Origin of the sequence: Eubacterium sp. AF16-48, assembly GCF_003479405.1 — a bacterium.
GTDB lineage: Bacteria > Bacillota > Clostridia > Lachnospirales > Lachnospiraceae > Eubacterium_G > Eubacterium_G segne.
In genome coordinates this window covers 219,084-240,310 of record NZ_QUHB01000002.1, presented here as the reverse complement: position 1 = coordinate 240,310, position 21,227 = coordinate 219,084, and the positions used below count along the sequence as shown (strand labels likewise).

Annotated in this window: 33 protein-coding genes; 4 read left to right on the top strand and 29 right to left on the bottom strand. The window is 33.2% G+C overall.

Going from position 1 to position 21,227, the window contains the following annotated elements; translation table 11 throughout:
- Nucleotides 1-18: 18 nt before the first annotated feature.
- From DWW68_RS03525 to DWW68_RS03510, 5 genes are all read right to left on the bottom strand, one after another.
- On the bottom strand, nt 19-372 hold the full coding sequence (locus DWW68_RS03525; protein WP_118588885.1) for a hypothetical protein: 354 nt from the start codon (nt 370-372) through the stop codon (nt 19-21).
- Nucleotides 373-422: 50 nt separating this feature from the next.
- Nucleotides 423-1,520, bottom strand: coding sequence for a DUF262 domain-containing protein (locus DWW68_RS03520; RefSeq protein WP_118588884.1), 1,098 nt, complete (start codon nt 1,518-1,520; stop codon nt 423-425).
- 12 nt (nt 1,521-1,532) lie between these two features.
- Nucleotides 1,533-2,111 carry a sigma-70 family RNA polymerase sigma factor gene (locus DWW68_RS03515; RefSeq protein WP_118588883.1) on the bottom strand — a complete coding sequence of 193 codons (579 nt, stop codon included), beginning with the start codon at nt 2,109-2,111 and terminating at the stop codon, nt 1,533-1,535.
- Between the two features lie 96 nt (nt 2,112-2,207).
- Nucleotides 2,208-2,354 carry a hypothetical protein gene (locus tag DWW68_RS13375; protein WP_158576795.1) on the bottom strand — a complete coding sequence of 49 codons (147 nt, stop codon included), beginning with the start codon at nt 2,352-2,354 and terminating at the stop codon, nt 2,208-2,210.
- A 196-nt stretch (nt 2,355-2,550) separates the two neighbouring features.
- The gene (locus DWW68_RS03510) at nt 2,551-2,823 is read right to left on the bottom strand and encodes a hypothetical protein (protein ID WP_147365639.1); all 273 of its coding nucleotides are present in this window, start codon (nt 2,821-2,823) and stop codon (nt 2,551-2,553) included.
- A 227-nt stretch (nt 2,824-3,050) separates the two neighbouring features.
- Between DWW68_RS03510 and DWW68_RS03505 the strand changes: the two genes are divergently transcribed.
- Nucleotides 3,051-3,902, top strand: coding sequence for a zincin-like metallopeptidase domain-containing protein (locus tag DWW68_RS03505; RefSeq protein ID WP_118588881.1), 852 nt, complete (start codon nt 3,051-3,053; stop codon nt 3,900-3,902).
- Between the two features lie 231 nt (nt 3,903-4,133).
- On the opposite strand, the gene DWW68_RS03500 is transcribed toward DWW68_RS03505, so the two are convergent.
- From DWW68_RS03500 to DWW68_RS03470, 8 genes are all read right to left on the bottom strand, one after another.
- Nucleotides 4,134-4,457 carry a hypothetical protein gene (locus DWW68_RS03500; protein ID WP_118588880.1) on the bottom strand — a complete coding sequence of 108 codons (324 nt, stop codon included), beginning with the start codon at nt 4,455-4,457 and terminating at the stop codon, nt 4,134-4,136.
- Nucleotides 4,445-4,603, bottom strand: coding sequence for a hypothetical protein (locus tag DWW68_RS13370; RefSeq protein ID WP_158576794.1), 159 nt, complete (start codon nt 4,601-4,603; stop codon nt 4,445-4,447). The genes DWW68_RS03500 and DWW68_RS13370 overlap by 13 nt, the downstream gene beginning before the upstream one ends.
- Before the next feature lie 249 nt (nt 4,604-4,852).
- Nucleotides 4,853-5,329 carry a hypothetical protein gene (locus DWW68_RS03495; protein ID WP_118588879.1) on the bottom strand — a complete coding sequence of 159 codons (477 nt, stop codon included), beginning with the start codon at nt 5,327-5,329 and terminating at the stop codon, nt 4,853-4,855.
- 15 nt (nt 5,330-5,344) lie between these two features.
- Nucleotides 5,345-5,563, bottom strand: coding sequence for a hypothetical protein (locus tag DWW68_RS03490; RefSeq protein WP_118588878.1), 219 nt, complete (start codon nt 5,561-5,563; stop codon nt 5,345-5,347).
- A 91-nt stretch (nt 5,564-5,654) separates the two neighbouring features.
- Nucleotides 5,655-6,074 carry a hypothetical protein gene (locus tag DWW68_RS03485; protein WP_118588877.1) on the bottom strand — a complete coding sequence of 140 codons (420 nt, stop codon included), beginning with the start codon at nt 6,072-6,074 and terminating at the stop codon, nt 5,655-5,657.
- Nucleotides 6,061-6,471, bottom strand: a complete 411-nt coding sequence (locus DWW68_RS03480) for a zinc ribbon domain-containing protein (protein ID WP_243053013.1) — start codon at nt 6,469-6,471, stop codon at nt 6,061-6,063. The genes DWW68_RS03485 and DWW68_RS03480 overlap by 14 nt, the downstream gene beginning before the upstream one ends.
- 91 nt (nt 6,472-6,562) lie before the next feature.
- Nucleotides 6,563-6,844, bottom strand: coding sequence for a hypothetical protein (locus DWW68_RS03475; protein ID WP_118588875.1), 282 nt, complete (start codon nt 6,842-6,844; stop codon nt 6,563-6,565).
- 18 nt (nt 6,845-6,862) lie between these two features.
- Complete coding sequence (locus DWW68_RS03470; RefSeq protein WP_118588874.1) at nt 6,863-7,264, bottom strand: hypothetical protein; 402 nt, start codon at nt 7,262-7,264, stop codon at nt 6,863-6,865.
- Between the two features lie 109 nt (nt 7,265-7,373).
- On the opposite strand from DWW68_RS03470, the gene DWW68_RS03465 reads away from it, so the two are divergent.
- The gene (locus tag DWW68_RS03465; RefSeq protein ID WP_347497877.1) at nt 7,374-7,595 is read left to right on the top strand and encodes a helix-turn-helix domain-containing protein; all 222 of its coding nucleotides are present in this window, start codon (nt 7,374-7,376) and stop codon (nt 7,593-7,595) included.
- On the opposite strand, the gene DWW68_RS03460 is transcribed toward DWW68_RS03465, so the two are convergent.
- The 4 genes from DWW68_RS03460 to DWW68_RS03445 form a co-directional block, all read right to left on the bottom strand.
- Nucleotides 7,590-8,195 carry a hypothetical protein gene (locus tag DWW68_RS03460; protein ID WP_118588872.1) on the bottom strand — a complete coding sequence of 202 codons (606 nt, stop codon included), beginning with the start codon at nt 8,193-8,195 and terminating at the stop codon, nt 7,590-7,592. The two genes, DWW68_RS03465 and DWW68_RS03460, sit on opposite strands and share 6 nt — an antisense overlap.
- 116 nt (nt 8,196-8,311) lie before the next feature.
- Nucleotides 8,312-9,391, bottom strand: coding sequence for a hypothetical protein (locus tag DWW68_RS03455; RefSeq protein ID WP_118588871.1), 1,080 nt, complete (start codon nt 9,389-9,391; stop codon nt 8,312-8,314).
- A 64-nt stretch (nt 9,392-9,455) separates the two neighbouring features.
- Nucleotides 9,456-10,706 carry a hypothetical protein gene (locus DWW68_RS03450; protein ID WP_118588870.1) on the bottom strand — a complete coding sequence of 417 codons (1,251 nt, stop codon included), beginning with the start codon at nt 10,704-10,706 and terminating at the stop codon, nt 9,456-9,458.
- Between the two features lie 150 nt (nt 10,707-10,856).
- Nucleotides 10,857-12,722 (bottom strand): HAMP domain-containing histidine kinase, encoded by a 1,866-nt coding sequence (locus DWW68_RS03445; protein ID WP_118588869.1) that lies wholly within the window; start codon nt 12,720-12,722, stop codon nt 10,857-10,859.
- Nucleotides 12,723-13,058: 336 nt separating this feature from the next.
- Between DWW68_RS03445 and DWW68_RS03440 the strand changes: the two genes are divergently transcribed.
- The gene (locus tag DWW68_RS03440) at nt 13,059-13,607 is read left to right on the top strand and encodes a hypothetical protein (protein ID WP_118588868.1); all 549 of its coding nucleotides are present in this window, start codon (nt 13,059-13,061) and stop codon (nt 13,605-13,607) included.
- Nucleotides 13,597-13,764, top strand: coding sequence for a hypothetical protein (locus DWW68_RS13365; protein WP_158576793.1), 168 nt, complete (start codon nt 13,597-13,599; stop codon nt 13,762-13,764). The genes DWW68_RS03440 and DWW68_RS13365 overlap by 11 nt, the downstream gene beginning before the upstream one ends.
- A 13-nt stretch (nt 13,765-13,777) precedes the next feature.
- Here DWW68_RS13365 and DWW68_RS03435 read toward each other — a convergent pair whose 3' ends face one another.
- The 12 genes from DWW68_RS03435 to DWW68_RS03375 form a co-directional block, all read right to left on the bottom strand.
- Nucleotides 13,778-14,059: a hypothetical protein gene (locus DWW68_RS03435; RefSeq protein WP_118588867.1), complete on the bottom strand. Its 282-nt coding sequence runs from the start codon at nt 14,057-14,059 to the stop codon at nt 13,778-13,780.
- Complete coding sequence (locus DWW68_RS03430) at nt 14,059-14,352, bottom strand: HU family DNA-binding protein (protein ID WP_118588866.1); 294 nt, start codon at nt 14,350-14,352, stop codon at nt 14,059-14,061. Before DWW68_RS03430 ends, DWW68_RS03435 begins: the two co-directional genes overlap by 1 nt.
- 46 nt (nt 14,353-14,398) lie before the next feature.
- Complete coding sequence (locus DWW68_RS03425) at nt 14,399-14,641, bottom strand: hypothetical protein (RefSeq protein ID WP_118588865.1); 243 nt, start codon at nt 14,639-14,641, stop codon at nt 14,399-14,401.
- A gap of 18 nt (nt 14,642-14,659) precedes the next feature.
- Entirely contained in the window at nt 14,660-15,100 is a 441-nt protein-coding gene (locus tag DWW68_RS03420) for a hypothetical protein (protein ID WP_118588864.1), read from the bottom strand.
- Nucleotides 15,081-15,314, bottom strand: coding sequence for a cold shock domain-containing protein (locus DWW68_RS03415; RefSeq protein ID WP_118588863.1), 234 nt, complete (start codon nt 15,312-15,314; stop codon nt 15,081-15,083). Before DWW68_RS03415 ends, DWW68_RS03420 begins: the two co-directional genes overlap by 20 nt.
- Before the next feature lie 34 nt (nt 15,315-15,348).
- Entirely contained in the window at nt 15,349-16,608 is a 1,260-nt protein-coding gene (locus DWW68_RS03410) for a phosphoadenosine phosphosulfate reductase family protein (RefSeq protein WP_147365733.1), read from the bottom strand.
- A gap of 246 nt (nt 16,609-16,854) precedes the next feature.
- Nucleotides 16,855-17,178 carry a hypothetical protein gene (locus tag DWW68_RS03405; protein WP_118588861.1) on the bottom strand — a complete coding sequence of 108 codons (324 nt, stop codon included), beginning with the start codon at nt 17,176-17,178 and terminating at the stop codon, nt 16,855-16,857.
- 610 nt (nt 17,179-17,788) lie between these two features.
- On the bottom strand, nt 17,789-18,202 hold the full coding sequence (locus DWW68_RS03395; RefSeq protein WP_347497876.1) for a site-specific integrase: 414 nt from the start codon (nt 18,200-18,202) through the stop codon (nt 17,789-17,791).
- Nucleotides 18,203-18,521: 319 nt separating this feature from the next.
- The gene (locus tag DWW68_RS03390; protein WP_118588860.1) at nt 18,522-19,109 is read right to left on the bottom strand and encodes a helix-turn-helix transcriptional regulator; all 588 of its coding nucleotides are present in this window, start codon (nt 19,107-19,109) and stop codon (nt 18,522-18,524) included.
- Between the two features lie 87 nt (nt 19,110-19,196).
- Nucleotides 19,197-19,481, bottom strand: a complete 285-nt coding sequence (locus tag DWW68_RS03385; protein WP_243053010.1) for a GNAT family N-acetyltransferase — start codon at nt 19,479-19,481, stop codon at nt 19,197-19,199.
- A 71-nt stretch (nt 19,482-19,552) separates the two neighbouring features.
- A complete protein-coding gene (locus DWW68_RS03380; RefSeq protein WP_118588859.1) occupies nt 19,553-20,152 on the bottom strand; it encodes a TetR/AcrR family transcriptional regulator in 600 nt (199 codons plus the stop codon).
- A 147-nt stretch (nt 20,153-20,299) separates the two neighbouring features.
- Nucleotides 20,300-21,199, bottom strand: a complete 900-nt coding sequence (locus tag DWW68_RS03375) for a PIN domain-containing protein (RefSeq protein WP_118588858.1) — start codon at nt 21,197-21,199, stop codon at nt 20,300-20,302.
- Nucleotides 21,200-21,227 lie beyond the last annotated feature (28 nt).

The window sequence follows — 21,227 nt, the reverse complement described above, 5'->3', positions numbered from 1 at the left end:
ATTTACCTGCCTTCCCTTTTATCCTGCATATCTGCTATAAAGATTTCTGTTACTGTTACACTCTCCCTTGATACGCTTAAAATATTCTTCCAAACTGAATGAATATGATTTGCTTTGTAAACAAGTGCATTTTCCTCTTTTTAATACTGTTGTTTCTGCTATAACAATATTATTGGTTAATGTTAAATTGCCTCTGATAATGCTTTCTAATGATTTCCGTAAATCTCTGTATAAGCTGTCAATATAAAACTTCTTTCCGTTGTTTCCCTCATTGACAAAATATACAATTCTGTATGTAAATCTATCCTCAATCATATTGTTAGCAAGACAACCTCTGTTTATATCCATTAAAATATCTGATATTGTGTACATTTCGCTTTACCTCTCTTATAGTCGGGGAAGGTTGCCCCTCCCCTTTGCCTTTATGCTACATTCTTAACCTCTGTAAAATACTGCTTAACAAGTGCTGTAAGATAGTCAAGTTTTCCGTGTACTGTTCCGCTGTCCCTTGTTGAACGATCAATATCTAATTCAGTCCATGTCTTTCCGTTGATTTCTGTATCTTTTCCCTCTGTGATTAACCAGTGAAGGAACTCACCAAACTCTTTATCTTCCCTTCCTAACTCTGTAAATGCCTTGAATGTTGCTACAAAGATATAACCATTCTTTCTGTTGAACAGTTCCCTTATTTCGCTTGTAATTTCCGTTGATTCTGTCAATCTTGTAAGTAAATCATTGAGATTTTCAAAATCAAGAATGGTTGCATTTTCGTTTAACCATTTGAAGCCTACCTTTGTATCTTTTCTGTACTGGCTCGGATATTCACATAAGATAACCATATCTCCGATGGCTCTTTCAAAAGTTCCGTTTATTCTGTCCTTGTTATTACAAGAGTACATATCCTTGAAAAATCTGTTGTCTGCAATTTCTCTTATCTCCCTTGCAAAAGCGTCTATATAGGTAAAAGCTCGCTGTGCCTGGTTCATTGGCTTGCAATTATTTAATTTGCGTACCAGCTTTGAAATTTCCATTGTGTCGCAATTCTGATGAATTACAACCTCCATCTGATAGCCATTGAAAATCTCTTTTAATTCCTCTGGTAACTGCTCGTATGTCTTGTTACGAATGTCAAAATCTACATTCTCCCACACAATTTCGCCCTGCTCGTCTCGCTTTATGTTTCCATTTTCGTCTGTTGCCTTCCTCTGATAAGTAACCATATATTCATCAAGATTCTTTGTAATTCTTGTATTTCCGTATCTGAATAATGATAATGTGCTACTTCTCTGTAATCCGTCAATTATCCACTGTCTTGTAATTCCATTTGATGTTGTTTCCTCGCCTAAAATAATAGGTGGGATATAATCATCTGTAAGAACTGACGCTATCAGTTCATTAACCATATTCGGATTCCATTGTCCGCTTAAACGCTGGCACTCCTGATCCGTTCTGATTTTCTCTGCCTTCATATCCTTTAAATACTGCTCTAATGTAAATGTCTGCTTTCTAATATTCTTCATAGTGATTACCTCCTAAAATAAAATCTTTACATTTTCAAAACTTCTCATAATCTTCATATTTTCGGCATATTCAGTTGATGAAATTTCTAAAATCTGCCGTATGTCTTTAGGCTTGTACCCATCTATCAGAAGATTCAATATATTAACCTGCTGATTAGAAAGTTTTGAAATGTACTGCTGTACCTTATCTTGAAATTGTTCGTTGTTGTTTTTTGCTACTTCCTCGAATGTATCAAAATCGGATGGTATAAAATCCAGTATGCTACATTCTTCCTCGCTGTCATTAGTTGCATCTAATGAAGTCGCAAGCTGATTGATAACTCTTACTTCTCTGTGCCTGTCTCGTATCTCTGTTTTAAACTTCTTCTTTAAGCAATTACAAAGATGTGTATTGAAACTTGTACCCTTGCTACTATCATAAGAGTTGTAAGCCTGCCATAATGTCAAATTTGCGGTACTGTAAAAATCGTCATAGTCTGCTTCTGTCAATGGTTCGCCTAACCTTAAGAAGATTGATTTTGATATTTTTTTCAGTAGTCGCATATTATTTTCACAATATGGCTGTAATACTGTTAAATCTGCACTTGTCATTGTCTCACCTTCTTTCTATGTGTATTTATGGCATTACTGCCGATAGGCAAGCGGAGGACTGAACCTCCCACGGCTTAACCGTCACCGCCTTATATATTACTTGTCCGCTTTCTTCTTATCCTCATACCACTTGATAGAGCCACCTTTAAAATTAGTTTTTGGCTGTGATATGGTACTCTTGCCGATTTGCTGGACTACTCCGTTTTTAGTTACTACTGCAAATTGAATTGTCTGTGTCTGCATACTATAAAGCCTCCTATCTATGAATAATTGTGAAGCCTGAAGCCTCTGCTCTTTTTATTTCTTCCTTGTTCATTATCGTTTCACCGATATAAATACCCTTTAATTTGATTATCACTAACACTTTCAACACTCCTATTCTTTAGGGTATCGGGTGGATTGCTCCACCCTTTGCCCTGTTGTTACTGCTAACCGCTTGTTACTTAATTCTTAAAACATTGTAGGTTGTTGTTTTGGTGTACTCTTCCAGACTTCCCAAATCTTCCTCTAAACGCTTCTTGTCAAGTGTTGCTCTAGTCTGTGGCTTGTAAGTAATCTTTGCTGAATCGGTAAACTCTTCTGTCAAGTTGTTCTCATTCATATATGAGATAATCTCCTGCTCTAAGGCTTTCTGAATGTTGGTGGCTTCCTCTGCCATAGCCTTGTACTTTCTTACTTCCTCAACCTTTGCTTCTAATTCTGATTTTGTCATACACATAATGACTACCTCCTTAAAATGATATTGTTTTGTTGTGTACCTCATCGGTATGGGTACATATTATCACGAATATGGGTACATATCAATATGCAAAATATGCAAATATGGGTACATATTTTTGTGCAATTTTATGGGTACATATTTCTTGACATTTTATATGTACCCATATTATAATTAAGACAACAACAAAACAATATCAAATTTTCAAAGGAGGTTTTCATATGAGTAAAAATGTATATGAAATGGTAACAGATAGGATAATAGAACAGTTGGAAAATGGCGTGATACCGTGGGAAAAGCCGTGGACTGGTGTAAGAGATGGAGCATATAACAGAATAAGCAAAAAGAGTTATTCAATACTTAATCAAATGTTGTTAAAACATAAAGGAGAATATGCAACATTTAAGCAGTGGCAAGAGTTAGACGGTCACATCCGCAAGGGTGAAAAATCAGAAATAATTGTATTTTGGAAGATATACCCTATTGAAGAAGTCCAGGAAGATGGAACAAAGACAATGAAAAACATACCACTATTAAAATATATAAATGTTTTTCATATCTCACAAGTTGACGGAGTAGAGCCATTAAAGAAAGAGGATTTAAACGACATAGAGCCGATAGAAAAAGCTGAAAAGGTTTTAACTGATTATTGGAACAAAGAACATATAAAAGTTGAACATATCAAAGGGAATAAGGCTTTTTATAGTCCTTCAATGGATTATATACAGTTACCATTATTTGAACAGTTCAAGCAATCAGAAGAATATTATAGTACAGCTTTTCACGAATCAGTACATAGCACAATGAAAGAAAGCAGATGCAACAGAGCAGAGGAAAGAAAAAATAAACTTGTGGCTTTTGGCTCTGAAGAATATAGCAAAGAAGAACTTGTTGCAGAAATTGGAAGTGCTAACTTGATGAACATAATAGGAATTGAAACAAAGAAAAGCTTCAGAAATTCAACCGCATATATACAAAGTTGGTTAAGAGTTTTAAGAAATGATAACAAGTTTATTGTATCAGCTTCAAGCAAGGCAGAAAAAGCAGTTGAATATATTTTGAATGAAGCATAACAAACAGAATACAGAAAGACATAATAAAAGGGTGTAGCTGATGAAGTTACACCCTTATTTTTTATACTATTCTATTGATATATTTTATTGTATATATTCCTACTGATTTAGTATGATATGGTGTGTCGGGGGTGGCATAAACTAAAAAATGGATCTGTTTTTCTCTACCGCCCTGTTGTTGGTTGTTCCACAGACCGACTGCTGAAATTTACCTCTCCGATATTTTATAGCTTATTTCGATTTTACTAAATCAATAAGTTTCTGAGCACATTGATTGTACCATTCTTTATATTCAATATCATCGCTTTTGTTATCCATGTTATATTTTTTACAAAGATGGTCGTAATATTGTCCATAAGTATCATAATTTGTTTGTGATTTTGTATATTTGTCCAAATATTCTATATTCTCATTTTGATAATTATATAAAAGAATATTATTATCGCTTATATTTTTAAGTTGTTCAGCAATATAACCATGATCACCAATAGTAACCATTGCGCCATTTTTAATATTATTTAGTTTATTTGTAATATTTTTTTCTAAACCCACCATAGAATCGACATATTTTCAATATTTTGCTTTTGTTCTATAGCTTTCTTTTCTTGATTAGATGAATAAAATACAAAACCAATCCCTATAATAAACAGGACACCAAGACACGATAAATAAATTTTATATTTTTTTGATAACTTCTCCATAATATACCCTCTCTCCTACTCTACTTGTGACATATAATACCTCATATCCTTAGAGAAAATCAATAGAAATCGCACCAAATCCGCTTCATAATACACCATAGGTAAACTTAATCAGCTACACAATTACAAAGCCGATTTGCCCTCAAAATCATTGATTTAAGCAAGCATATACGCATGTGGGGGTACTCTTAAACCTGTGAGATTTAAGTACCTGTTATATGGGTGGGGATATGTAAAAACTACTGTAATTTATTTTTCATCATTATAATTTTTCTCATAGGATTCAATATTATAAACGTTGCCATTCTCAAAAGTAAATATTAAACATTTATAAATTGCAGTGTGACTATCAAGATATTCTGTATTTTCAGAAAACCAATTATCAATGCCGTTTTTTATTTTATTCTGTTTTATAAAATCATTTGTAGATATACAATCATCATCAATACAAATTGCAGATAAATATACTCTGCATGATTTATCATAATCTATCTTGTCAATTGTACTTTCTTTTATTGAATTATCATCAGAATACATTACTCCAATAGTTTTTACAAAATCTGAATATGCTGTCTTAAATTCTTCTGATGTACTTCCACACATAATCCCTTTTGATGTAATATTTGTTTCTGATAACGCAAAATCATTATTGGTAAATGTTGTCTGTTTTGAAGAACATCCACATAAACAAAATACCATTGCAAATATCAATACTAATCTTTTCATAGCTGAACCTCTATATTATTTCTTTTTGTTACCAACATATAATATTGCAGATATAATGGACGAAACAGCACACACTCCAAATGCTAACTTAAATGCAAAATAGTATGTTTCAGGTATATATCCAATCCCCCTTGGATCTGGTATCTTAAATATAAATGAAATTGAAATGAAATATGACAATATTGTAAGTAAAATTGGAATTACAATATGTAATGTTATCTTCTTTTTATTCATCAGCTTCACTCTCCTTTACATGGGGGTACTCTTAAACTATGCCACATTAAGTACCTAACAGCAGCAGACGTACCCATAAAAATAGCAAAAATTATTTTTTCTTCAATACGATACTTCCATCAAGATTAGTGATTCCATATACGGTCAGCGAATCACCTTTAATCTCAAATGCCTTGACTGTTTCACCTTCAGCAGTAAGATAAATCTCTTTGCCCTTTATCTCATAATCACAGTTTCTTTCTTCCTTGTCACCAGATGCAGAAGGTAAATTGAGTGTAGCTTTATTTCCACTCTCAAACTGTACAGAGAAAGAATCATACATCTTCTGGAAATCAGTTCCGTAATACTCTCCAATATCTTCTTGCTTAATGTTTCCGCTATCTGTTATGTAATAATCAATAACCCATGTTCCGCTGACAGAGTTACCTTTGAATGCAAAGCAGATAATAAGCAATACTGCAACGACCACAACAATGACGCAAGGTATAATAATCTTCTTATTCTTCTTCATGTTCCATCACCTTTTGATTTATTGACGAAAATTTATAAACTGCCATAAGAATGCATAGTACTACTGCTATTCCTATCATAAAAATTCCAACATTTTTCATAAATGTATATTTTGAGATATTGTTAATGCAATACATTGCATCTTCTACACCTAATTCCGCTTTTGATTTTACCCAGAATAACATTTCTGACTTGCCCTTATTAAAGACAAATATTCCGACTATTCCTATAACAACGCTTATAATTTCTGCCATAATAAAATTCATTGTGTCATTTAAAAAGCCCAACATGAACTTCCTACTTTTCGTCTTATATCCACAATGAGGACAACTTTTTGCAGTATCAGATATTTCCTGTCCACACTCAGGACATTTTATGAGTGCCATATGTTCATCCACTCTCCTATTTCAGTTTATTCTTAATATCCTGTAATAATTGTATAATCTCTGCAAATCCAAGAAACATCATGCCACTTACAATAGTTCCTATCTATGGCAAAATAAATCTTGCAAATGAAAATTCATATCCGTAACCATCTCCACCAGCAATTACAATACTTCCTATTGTACCGATAATCAGTATTAAAATTCCAATAGCTTTTAAGATTCCACCAATAGCATTTTCATTGCTAATTGCATCCGATGTTTGAGTGCTTTTCTTCTCTTCTGGCAGCACACTACTGAATGACGCACCGCAGTTAAAACATTTACCAGATGCCTTTTCATCATTATTCAATAATGTTTTACATTTAGGACAATACATATCTGACATAATATCTACCTCTCTTTCTTACAGCAATCCAATTATTCCAATAATTCCAAGTATAAAACCACACACAAGACCAATGATAATAAGATTTTTTATAAATCTCAAATCTCCTGCTATCTGGTGTATATCATCATATAATGGATCATTTTTCTGTGCTGTAATCTTATTTTCAATTCGCTCTTTTTCCTGATTTTCAATAGCAATATCTTCTTCTGATTTTATATTCCTGATATAATCAGCAACATTTTTATCTGTATCATCGGAAATCACTTCTTCAATAGGTATATTCCCATCTATGTACCAATTTATCTTGCTCCTACATTTTGCACATAACCTATATTCCTCGTTACCAATTTTTATTAAGTCATAATCAATATCAAGGAATGGTATCTTCTTTCCACAACAAGTACATATATTTGCCATACCTTCTACCTCCAATCCTATTAGCTCCATTATATCCCTTTTAGCGAAGATATTCAATTCAAAGAATACAAAGTACACTTATTTCATATGCTAACGAAACGGAGGTGCTATGATGATTGATTATTCCCCATTCTGGAATACTCTTGAAAATTCAAGTGAAAACTGGTACACACTTACAAATAAATATCATATGTCACATAGCACACTCCACCGATTAAAGCACAATAAAGATGTATCCACTAAGACACTTAATGATCTGTGTCGGATTCTCAATTGTGATATTTGCGATATTGTTAGATATATTCCATCTGATACAGACCAACCATTATAAAAATGATTCTTCTTTTATTACTTCCATCTTGCCACCCATACAGATAGGCAAGCACACAACTTCATCTTCTCTGTCAATATAAGCAAGTACATCATCGACTGGTACTTTTACTGTATATACAACGCTTTTGGTCAATGGTAACATATTAAATCTTGTTGCAAAAAACTTAGCCTGTTCATAATCCAATGAATAGCTGACAGACTGTTTATAATCTAAATTTCCTTTATCTTCTATTGCGTATTCACCACGATATGCAATTACAAAACCATCCTGAATATTATCCTTTATCAACTCATGTGTCTTTCTTTGATATTCAATACAGTAACCATCATCAATCAATCTTTGTAATAAATCTAAGAAATCTTCACCTATATTGTAATATGAATATACATCCATAAGCATCGGCATATAATATTCTTCACATGGGTATTCCCCTGTTATCAATTCATGGCACAATGAATATGGCACTATAGAACTGTCCGAATATTTTAAGCACATTTTTGAAAATTCATCGTAATAATCTTTTTGAGCCAAACCAAAATCTTCGATCATATCCAAAAACTTATCAATATCTTCATTAAACATATCTAATCCATCCATTCCATAACCTCCAATGCATTCTTATTATATCCTTCTCTATTTTACCATATCAGCCTTTAAAAAAGGTAAAAAAAATAGGGCATATCAGATAAATTAATATCCAATATACCCTAATTTCAACTCTCATACGGATTATAAGGACGCACCTCATATTTAATCAATGCATCAAACAGTCTGTCTGGTATCTTATCTCTGTATCTCAATGCCAATACCCTAATCTCCGATTCCTTGAATAACTTATATTCTTGAAACGCTTCTTCCTCTGTGTCCCAATAATGCAGCTTAACTTGTTTGTCATGCCCGAATGGTGTGATCCTTGCAAAGAACTTATCCCTTGCTTTGTCATAATCAACACCGATAGCATAAACCTTTGCTGATTTATAACGGCTTCTTCTCTTTGTAGCACTTGCCAAGGCAGAATTGATAGTCTCAGGTAATATACAACACTTGTCTGGTGCATACTCTTTATTGCCACGACATAATAAATCCTTATCAACTGCCATGCGTTCTCCGTTACACTCATAATAGTTAGCAGAATACCATTCAGCAAAAGAATCTCTGCTATTCTTCCAATCGTCACACATATAAGCATCATCGTAGCATTGATTCACCAATAATGAACTACCACCATAGCATCTTGCATAAATACCAGCCCATATAGAATAAGCTGGATTGCCCTTGACAGTATTATAATCATAATATTCCTGTTCTCTGCCAAGCTCTGCAACTGTTTTAACGTGTTTTCTCAACAACTCATACTCTTCCACAGATACATAAATCAGATTCTTGTAATAGTTATTATTCATATTCTCGTCTATGTGCCATACTTTATTACGCCCTGTCGGCTTGATTAAGAAATACTTTGCTACAAGAATTTCTGGACTTGTTTCTTCATGTAAAGCAGTTCCGTCAATATCATAGGTTACAATCGTCCAATGCACACTTCTTTTTTGATCACCGCTATCCATTTTATGAAAGAAGAATGTTTTATCTTTCCTCATATTGTTTGTAAGTCTGCCATGACTTGAAATCCAATAATGCTGTGTATCTTCCAACTGTACAAATATTTCATCATCTCCAAGTAAATCTATATTATTCTTTTTTGTATCAAGCACTTTATCATCTGATAGCTTTATGTAATCTCTGAACTCTTTTCGTTCAAATCTTCTTCTATCTTTGACCTTTATATAAGCCATATTTCCTTTTTCTCCTTTATAAACTGCAAAGAGGCAACAGGGTTAAATCTGCCACCTCCGATTATTAGTCAATTTCAATCTTATAATTCAGCATACCTTCATACACATAATCTGGCACTTTGTCCTTACACTTTTCTGCAAGGTCACAAATATAATCAATCTTGCCATCTATAAATCCAGTATGCGCTTCTTCCTCTGAATCGAATACACCTATATCCATCTTCTTATTAAGAACTATCATTGATACTGAATATGTACCATCATCATTCTGTTTGATGTTGCTTTCAATTCCTCTATCTTCAAATACTGTATTCAAGAAATGCGTCATAAACGCACACGTTTCTGGACTGTATATATTACCTTCTTTATAGAGTAGGTCTTTGTCCAGATCGACCTTAGTTCCAGTAATATAATGTGCGTCAAACCATATCTTGAAATTCTGGTAGTTCTGCCATTCAATACAAACTTCCTTATCCATGTAATAAGGTTTTAATTTATGCACAACATCACTATAACAACGCTGTATCATATTTTTCCACTTGATAAATGAGTATGATTCATAATCAATATCTCCTCCAACATAGCCGACACCTTCATAAGTTCTTTTATTATGCCAAGGTTTCCAATCATCGGGCTTAAACTCTACCGCATTGACAATCTCCATAATCTGCTTATCTGTGATTGTTCCGTCCTGTTCATTCACTCTTAAAATCTCATTGTACTGTTTGTCTGTGACTGGGAATAAATGCTTGTAGTAATTATCCTTTGTATCATTGTTCTTATGCCACACCATAGTATTATTTTTCATGTCATAATTGACAACAAACATCTTAATTACAAGGCTACTGGCAGTTACCTTCTCATTCCTATATCCCCATCTGTTCTTAGACTTGAAATAAACATTCCTGTCTAATGTATAGGTCAATTCCTTTGTGGCTCTTGAATACACAGCTTTTACAAGCTGATATGTGCCATCATCTAACCTCTCAATTATCCTGCCATAATTAGAAGTCCATGCAGATTTATAGTCAAATAAACGCACAAACACTTCATCTTTTGCAATATTCGGAATACCCGATTCCGACCTATACAATATCTGAAAATGGTATGGTTTCTTATATTTTCGTTTTATCCTCATAGACTTATCTTTATGATATATTTCCAAGCCATCCGACAGTCTTTGTTGATAACGCTTTTCTCGCATTCCTTCATTGAAGCACTCTTTACATACACATCTTGTATAATTATGGTTTATTCCAAACCTTTCTATTGGGAGTTCTCTCCCACTTTTCTTACATATTTTTGCTGTATCCATTTATAAAATTTCTCCTTATTCTTCGCATAAAAATAAGACAGCAGAATCAAATTCATACTGTCTTTCAGTCAATCAATATCGAATAGGGGTAAAAGGGGTGGGTAGTAACATATATATATCTTAGTTACAACCCTACCCTTTTACCTACCCTTACATCTCATCTTCAATTATTATGTAGGGATAACCGTCTGATTTTATATCAAATTGTTCCTTTAATACCTTATTAGCTTTGACTTTCTTCAATCCATAACAATCCATAATCTCATTTAAACATCGCTTAATCTGTGTCTCTGTGACTTCGTATCTGTACTCATTACCAAGAATATAAACGACTTCTTTCTCGGTACAATATCCTTTTCTTTGAATACAATGCAAAATCACTTCTGAAATCTTCAATGTACGCTCATCACTAGCCTTTGTAGTAGTTCTGTTTACAATCTCACCATATTCATTTTTCTTTTTCTTATACTGTGGATATAATGAGGCGGCTACCTCAAAACCTTCAGAACGATAGAACATATCAAACGATACACCACCAATTCTATAACCTTTATCTTTCCAACGGATTCCGTTATCTTCTATTGTTTTCAACTGTTGTACTACCCATGATGGAATAGCATAGAAATTGACACGATTCTTATTGCCATTCGTATATTTTAATGCGTTTTTCAATAATTCCTTTGGTATCTGGTCATTATCTAATATTCGTATTAAATCGTGATAGATAAGCATTTTCACATACTTATTGATTTTGTCAATCTTCTTCTGGCTATTACCTTTTCCCATGTATTCAGCCAACTTTTTATTGGTAACGTAAAAGATTATTTCTCCATCGTCATTAGAAAACTTCTCGCTATAAATATTGTTTCGTGCAATAGACAGCATCATAAGAAATGTGTCCTTTGCATATTTGATATTTTTATCAGCCTGTGGACATAGCTCTTGAAATTTATTCAGAGTGATATTACTTATCATCATGTCTATGTTTTCACGCTGTTCAATGCTCCATTGTGATTCCTTTATGGACAGATTATAAATATCCATTATGAATTGAATTGCTTTAAATTCAGACTTGAAATCTCCTAACATTTCAATCAACTGTTTTATGTTAAGAGTAAGATTTTCAGAACAACATCTATACTTTTGAACTCCATTTTTCGTAGTAAAGATGTTTGCAGAAGGGTTATGATCTTCATGCAGAATACAGCAAAAAGACCTCGGATTATCAATATCTATCAGCTCTGCAATATCCAGTTCCAAGTAGATATAATCCCAAAATTCATTTTTTGTATCAAATTCAATCGGTTCATGTGCTAATACTGTACGCAAATATTCAACATCATGCTCCTTAATTGCTTTGACATTTAAGTTTTCATATACAGGCTTTACCTCTATATCAGCTTTTTCCTTTTTTGCAGCAGGCTTCTTCTTTGATTTTGGCTGTGCATTTGATATATATTGCTCATATTCATCTTTCCAGTATTTATCAATAACTGCTTCTGCATTGATTCTACTGTCATAAGATGGATATAATACCTCATTCCCCTTACCACCGAAAAACAATCTATCTCTATTGAAACATACCTCATCAATTCCACCTACCGCACCCATAAGTGTAGCTTGTAATTTATCTCTGATACTGCCATCTGTAATAACTGTATCATTGCAGAATATCATGCGGAATTTATGATGTTCTTCCTTGTATGAAAATGTGGTGTACATAAAACATGGTACAATTCCAAGAGAAATGACCTTGTTATATGCTTCTTCTATGCACATTCCATTATCAAAATCCAAGCCAAATAACTGTTGCTGTGTCCAGTTATCAGCTTTCATACCACCAACTAAAACTCCTGGCTTAAATGATGCTCCATGACATAAAGCATCTGCCAAATCTTCTATTGCAATTTCTGTCTCAATTAAACTTTTCTGCACCCATCCACATTGTTTTCCCTGTGGTTTCTCATTGAATCGTTTATTGAAATACATACATTTAATCTTATTTTCACTAATCATTTTCCTCCTTTTTGATAAACCAGAGGTCAAGAAATAGGTGCGACATAAATGACGCACCCTAATAAACTGCTATATGCAGCAGTCGTGTTATTCAATTTCTCTTATTGGAAAATGTGCAGAATTGCACGTTAGATATTCTTGAACTCTGATACAGACTTTCTTTTACTTCCTGCCTGTTGGGAAATATCCATACATTTGTTTAGAATCGGTGTATGTCTGCCGATTACTTCAAAACTTACGTTCTGTCTGTACATTTGATAATTTATTTATTATAATTATTTGTATACAGAAGAAATGTGGTGATATATTATTAACCTTTTAGAAGAATACAAAGATTTGTATTATAAAGAAATTGAATTCAATGATAGATTAAATAATAAAATAACAACCTGCATTACGTTTTTAACGGTTCTTGGTAGTGCACTAATATATCTTTGGACTCAAATCAAAGAATACAATTCATGTTGGTATACATGCATATATTTTATATTTTGTATACTAAATACTGCTATGTTTATTGTTTGTATTTTTATGTTTTTCAAAACTTATTCTGGCTATGACAGACCAACTTTTCCTATAAAAGCTATTGCGATTCAAAATACTAATGTTTTGAATTCCGTCAAGCCAGAGCAAAGTGAGCAAGCCAATAAATTACTTGAACAAAAAATGGCAGAAAGATTTATCAACGATGCAATTAAAAATCGTGAACTTAATGTAATAAAAAATAAAAAGCACCATTATCTTATTCGTTTAATAATGGCTACCTTTTTGATTACATTTATTACATTTGCAATCAATGTTTCTATTAATTATTATGAATCAAAACATGTTCAAGAAAGCATACAGCAAATACACATTCAAGGAGGTGAGATCAATGTCAGATGATGATATTATCAAAATGAATACCGATATTAATTTAACTAATAATAACGGAGAGTCAATTTCAGTTTCAACACCACAACCAGAATATATAACTGAAACTTTCAATTTCAAACCAACATCAAATTCAAACAATAACACTGAAAATGGGAACGACGATTAATCGTTCCCCATTTTTATAGTATAGAATCTAACATATACTCTGGTTGTACCGATTTAACCATAATTGAATTACCTTCTTTATCTGTTAATATTGAATCAACTTCCATTCTTATTATATCCCCTTTTTCTTCCACATTCTCAATCACTTCATATTCAATTTTACATTGCTCACTATCAGCAATATCCTTATTCTGTTGTAGGTGCAGACCAAGTAATGTAACCATGCACCCTATATCATCATTGTGCTTATCTGGTAACTCAAAATAAGCATCCTTGATATGTAAAATCTTACCCATTACTCTTCCTCTTTCTTTAAGCTATCCAATAGATTTGAAGCTGGTGTGATTTTTACTGTCTTATGTTCTTTCTCAATATAGTAATTATCATCAACATACGGACTGTATCTTTTTCTTGAATCAACTGTTATTGGTTCAACCTTAAAAAGATTTGTGATAAGAATCGAATTATCTGCATCTAATTCTTCATAAACTAATTCATGAAATGAATCTAGTACAGCTCGTACATCCTTTTTATATAAGCCTGTCTTTTCAGCTAATTTGTTTATTACATCCTGTTTAAGTAATCTCATTGTATTCCCCCTCCTTCCTTAAAATGTTGTAAACTTACGTTCTGAATTAGCCCTCTTTATTATATTTCTCCACTGTTTTTAGTGGTTCTCTCAATATTAACTTTTTATCATTTTCAATTAGACCAGACAGGGACTTTACAATCTCGTCAGATTCGATAATTGAAAAATCTCGTTCTTTCATTAATGAATAGATTTCGTAAACAAAATTATCAACTTTGATAGGATTATTTACTCCATCACGTTTCATATTGTTATGTCTAATATTTTCCCATATTTCATTATTTGTCATAATTATAATTCTCCTTCCTTATACTCTGACTGTGAACCCTTGACTTCTCAAATAAGCAACTGCATCTCTTACCAATGCTCCATTATCAACAGTATTTGCCATCGTTACATCCCATACATGAGGTGTATTAGATGCTAAATTCTTCCCACCATGCAGACCTTCATTCGCCCATGTTGCGACCTGTTGACCAGTTACACCATAGTAATTACTCATATAGTCCACATCAATATAAACCGATGCTACCGCCTTACCTCTGACAATTCTTGCATCAACCTTAAAACCTGACCTCAAAAAATCATATTGTCTGCGATAGAAAATCGGATCATATGAATCGTAATATCTCTGTAGAAAGAAATTCAATGTCTCATATACTCTATTCGCCATTCCATCAACCATCTTTTTCATTACTGGTTGCAATGCAATAGCCAAATCATCCATATTATCTATTACTTTTGCCATGCTGTCTGCTCCTCTCTGGTGCATCAATTACAGAAATATCCTTTGCGTTATAATCGCTCCTGTCAGTTACAAATGGTCTGAAAAACACATAATATCCTGATTCAATATATTCACCATCTAAATTTGACTTATGGATAAAATATGATTTACCATTCTGTCCACGGATAAATCCATAACCTTTGTCTCTAAAATACTTTGTTACTGTTCCAAACATTCAAATACTCTTTGCTAACAAAAGAACTATAAAATTAAAACAAATCACATCCTGATTGTTTAAAACTTTCTACTTGTTTGTTCCATTTTTCTTCATCCATGTTATACATTTTCATAAGACACTTTTTACAATAAAACTTATTGATATTCCTTCCATGATATTTTAAGTTCATACCAATAACATCCTTTGCTTTAATTCGCTTCAACTTACCAGATTGAGACTTACATCCATTATCACAATATTTATTAAAATACTGTGCAGCAACTCTCTTATCTAAATTGCTATACTTGGCATACTCTTCAATAACCTCTTTTGTTGGTTCGTCTCTAAACACACCGCCATTCCAAGCTTGATTGATATATTCATCTACTGTACAATTCATAACTAACCATTTTGAATTACTTATAAAGTCTTCTTTTAAAATATTCTCCCAACGATTTCTCATTGTTGGATACCAATATTTATCAAGAATCCACGTTGATTTGGTGTAGTAAGGGCACGATATGGCACAGCCAACCCTTGAATATCCCTTTTTATACTTTGAATTTATTTCAATATTTTTCCATATTGTATATAACCAGACATCTATTTCGTCCCATTTTCTTATTGGTAGTATTCCCTGCCAACATGTATTTCCCCATTCAGCTTCGTTTACCCATTCATCTTGATATCCGCTTCTAGTATTAGATTCTTCATTTCGCATACCCATCCACATTAAATATGGTTTGTTATGGTCTAAACGCCTAACCATTTCACCTACTTTGAAGATTCTACAACAACCACGAGAAATTCTATTAAATATAATATTTTGTTCTTTAATATATTGGTAAAATCCCTTCTCAGGATTCATAATCTCACAGTTAGGGAAAGTCTTAACCATTCTGTATGTATCAGCACAGTCAAGTGAAGTATTATTGAATATTGCTTTTGTTTCTGGATATAATTTTCTGACTAGATGACAGGTAAGCATTGAATCCTTACCCATAGAAACAGGAATTATTGAAGTATATGTATTAAACTTCTCTGTCTTTTCTTTGATTAGTTCTAATGAATCAGCTTCAAGCTGCGTTAGATGTTCTTTCTGTAATTCGATTGAATCTTGCCAACTTGCTAAATCCACATCCGATATATTGTCATAATTTTTTAGCTTTATTACTTCTACAGTTTCTAAATTATCTGAAACTTTTACTCTATAAAATTTGTGTTCATGACCTTGTAAATCAAATCCTTTTATGATTTGTTTATCAAGCCAAAAATAACCTTCTTTAAACTCAGGCAACTTTTCACCTGACATATCTCTTAAAAACTTTATATACTCATTGTATATTGGATTCAACCGTAATCTTTCCTTTAACTTTTAGATTTTACCAATCTGTTAAAGGAGTCTATCTTTTTCTTAGAAACCAATTATCTTAGGTCAAGGTGAAAGATTTTACGTTTTAACCATTATTAAATTGTCACTATGTTTCGTGGGTAATACACGGCATCTCGCTATACAACCCTGTTTACAGGGATTTTAATACGATTGAAAAACATATAATTATTCAAGAGATATATATACTTTACCCATAAACTCAGCATCAAGAATTTCTACGTTTGATAGCTTTCGTTCTGGATAATTTTCATTTATAGATTTTATATGGCTCATAAATTCATTATCAACCATGTCCCATGCACTTTCTTCTAAAAATATATATTTTGTGGCTGTCTTAGGATTACCACGAGCAGTATTATATTTATATTCCACCTTCCATATTGGAATATAAATATCCTCACTTATAATCTGCTTTGGATGACATTGTTTAAATTCTTCCATAATACTATCGTCATATTTACAGATAGATTGCAACTCTGATATTTTCAAATGTCTCACCTCCTTCCATACTTATGCCAATGAAATGCGTATTTCTTATTTAGGTCATATAAAGGCTCTGTGATGCTCTCTGTGGCTCATATAGGCACTTTATGACCATTAGTGGGTATTTGTGTGTCTTTCGATTTTAAGGCACTAAAATAAGCCCACATACTCATAATAAATACAAGTATATGGACTTATTTAGATGTCCTAATATTCTATTTTCCATACCGATGCTCTCTGTTCATTTGTCCTAAAAATGGGCTAAAATCCAATGCTGTATCGCTCAAACCCTAGTAAATAAAGCACTTTTAACAAGAAGTTAGTCTCCTGCCGTGGCAGATAAATAAAATCTTGATTTTTCTCATATTTCCAGTATTTTCGGGCTTTTCAAGCCTTTTTACCTTTCTTCATTTTTCACTTATTCTAGCATATTTTGGCATATCTTTGCATATTTTTTGTCATCAATTTTGGTAAAAACTTTGGTAAATTTCAAGTCTGCACCAAAGGCAAATCTGCCATTGGGAATCGACAGGTAAGAAATTGGGGATTAATATATATACTGGCATTCAGCCATTTTTCTCTCATTTTCATCAGGTCATTATGAATTAATTGCTTTTTAAAAATCTTCCTGTGCATCCTGAAATTTAACATGAGTATAGGTATTCATCGTAACACTGATATCCGAGTGTCCCATAATATACTGAAGTATCTTCGGATTCATTCCCGACTTAGCCATATTAGAACAAAACGTATGACGACACATATGCGGTGTGATTGGCGGCATCTGAACCTTATATATGCTATTGTACTTTTCCCGAATATGCTGAAAATACTTTTCCCAATGTAATGCCACCATAGGCATATCATTCTTATCAAGGAATAAAAATCCTGTCATTCCATCAACCATCGGTTCAACTTTGGGATTGACCCTGCCCTTAAGTATTCTCTTGAAACAAGCCGCCACCTCACCAGACATTGGAACATATCTCTCGCCACTTTCTGTCTTAGGCTTTTCAATGATATATTGCATCTGACTTGTTCTCTGTAATTGGAGAACTAAGTATTATGTACGAAGGACGCCTTCCAGAATAGGCAATATTCCATCGCAAAGCAGGCGGCAGAAACGCCTGCTCTTGACATGCGTTTTAGTAACTGTTATATATAAACAAAGGGCGAAAAGCTGATTTTTCAAGCCTTTCGCCTATCATTATCATAAAAGAATCTAATTTACAGACTTTTCTTCATAGTCTCCGATTTTTAAGTTCTCACCTTACATCATTCCTCTCTTTCCTATGTAATTTCATCAGTTCCACATCTCACCCCCTTATCCGCTGTCTCACTCTTCCCTCCTAATTTTCCCAAGCATTCATAATCAATCCAATTAATATACAAATAACAAAGGTAATCACAGCACTTGCACCAACTATTAAAACTTTCTGATATGGACGCTTACCTATCTCCCGTTGCTTTTGTATATCATCCAGCAATTTTCCTTCGGAAAATGCAACAATTTCCTTATATGTTTTGACGTCATTGTTTTTCTTCACTTTTTCCACCTTTATCCCCCAATATAAAGCAACCGCATAAATAATTCCCCATGGAATAAATGCCCATATGCCAAGCCATATAAATAATGGTACCGCTGATACAACAGTAATGCCCAGGGCCACCGTATAGATGACTCCATACCGATTCATTTTTTCAACTTCTTCTTTTTTGATTACTTCTTTCATAATATCAACATCTCCTTTAATTAATTTATCAAGAGATACATGGAAAATTTCCCCCAATAAGATTAAACTCTTAACATCCGGGTAGCATTTATCATTTTCCCAGTTTGAAATTGTCTGTCTGGAAACATAAACACGATAAGCTAATTCTTCCTGAGACATATTTGCTTCCTGACGATATGTTTTTATTTGCTTTCCCAATTCCATTTCTTTACCTCCCTTGCGTACTTAATATTAACCCCCAAGCCTGTTTTTGGCTATCAAAAATACTTTACATACGATAGATTTACCATGTCAAATGTATTTTACATAGCAAAAAAATGATGCATCCTCTCCCTCCGGCAATCCATAATAACGTATTCCGAACTCACTGGCCTGCTTAAAGCCGCTTTTGCCGTAAAAATCAATATTCCCTTCAAAACATAATGCCCCGCAGCCAAAATTTGCTGCTTTTTCCAAGGAATAATCAAGCAACATTTTTCCATATCCTTTACCTTTAAATTCATTTTTTATGCAAATTGGTCCCATAGTCATAATTGGGATTTTTCTTCCATCATCTGCTGCTATAGTTGCCTTCATAAACATATTCTGTCCTATTAACTCCCCATCCTTATACATAACAAAGTCAAGTTCCGGCACAAATGCCGAATTTATTGCTTAATTTCAATTTCCTTCGCCATACTGCATATAGCTGATTCAAATTCTTTTTTTATCTTTTTCTTATCTTTTGCGCCATCATAAGCACTGTAATAAAAATACATGGTTCCATAGAATCTAACTGCCTTTTCATTAGCATTCTCAATATTCATGACAGCAAACAAATCCTTTACATATGAGACAGGCCCTGACGCAAGGTACTGTTGATACAATTTCTGCATTTCTTCGCTTCTAAACTGCTCTATTGTCAGCATCTTTCTAAAAGATGAAGGGAAATCATCCTCCGTCCAATACTCAAACATAGATTTACTATATTGAATAAAATCCTCCAAAGAAATAGTCTCGTATTTCTCCGGCATACTTTCTTTATTATCTTCAGGCATATTGTTGTCTGCCGCCTGCTCACTATCTTCCTGTTCCATACGCTGTACAATGCAATCAAAAATATCTCTTTTACTTTTAAAATGGCGATACAACGCTCCCTTTGTTATGCCCAATGCTCCGGCTATCTGACTTACAGAAACTGCCTCATAACCATCTCTCGCAAACAAATGAAGTGCCACAATTAATATTTCTTCTTTTCTGTTCCTCATTTTCAGTTACCTCCATATGTAAATAAACGACCGTTCACTTTTATTCTAGTAAACGGTCGTTTATTTGTCAAGTTTATGTATTTATTAGTTTAATATTATTTTATCTTTAATTTGTCATCCTTAATAATTTTTCTATATGAAAGTCATTTACTTTCCCGGCAGCTCCTTAATCAAAGGTTGTACCACTTTATAGATATGGGAAACCACTTCTCCGTCCGTATATAACTTAGACAAACCATTGTTCACCTGTTGCTTTGATTCCGCATTCAGGATAGTTTGTATAATTTCCTCTTTACAATCTGTATATACTTTTTTCTTAAAATGCTGCCCGAAAAAAGAACGAACCCGCGACTCCCTTTTTGTATCTTTGTTTTTGGATTGCACAAAATCTTCAAGAATTGACTTTATATCTCCATACACATCTGAATAGTTTTCAAAATCTTTCTTTATATCATTGTGTATTCCACTTAACATTCTTTCATCATTGCAATGAGTTACTACATACTTGCAAATCCGATTTGCTGAGCTGTGATCGTATCCCCTATTAACAAGATTGTGTTGTATAAAAATATTTAACTCACATCTATCCTTTCCATCAAGCCTATATGCCATACCGGCACTAATTCTGCCATTGGCAGTTTGGGAATTACTTTTAGGCTGTGAACCTGCCTGTTTTGTTTTCTTCTGAACAGGTTCATTTCCAGGCAACTTCTCCTTACGGGAAATATTCTGATAACCTTCCTCTTTCCAGAATTTCACTATATTATCATAATCCTTATCTTTACTAATAATCACATAACAACAATCTTTCCCATGAATACCTAACAAATATCCCAAATAAGATACCAAATGCATATCTAATGATTGCTTTTTAGCAGGTACTAAATGAGATTTAATATCTCCATTAATCCAAAATACATCTTTATTTATATTTGTAGCATTTTGTGTTGAAAAAATATGCATGTGATCCGTTTTAGTCATACTTTTAATATTGGCAATGCCCTCATTATGAACATTTTCAAAATCAATTAAATAATATGTTTCCATTTATTCACTTCCTCCAATGGCAAAATAA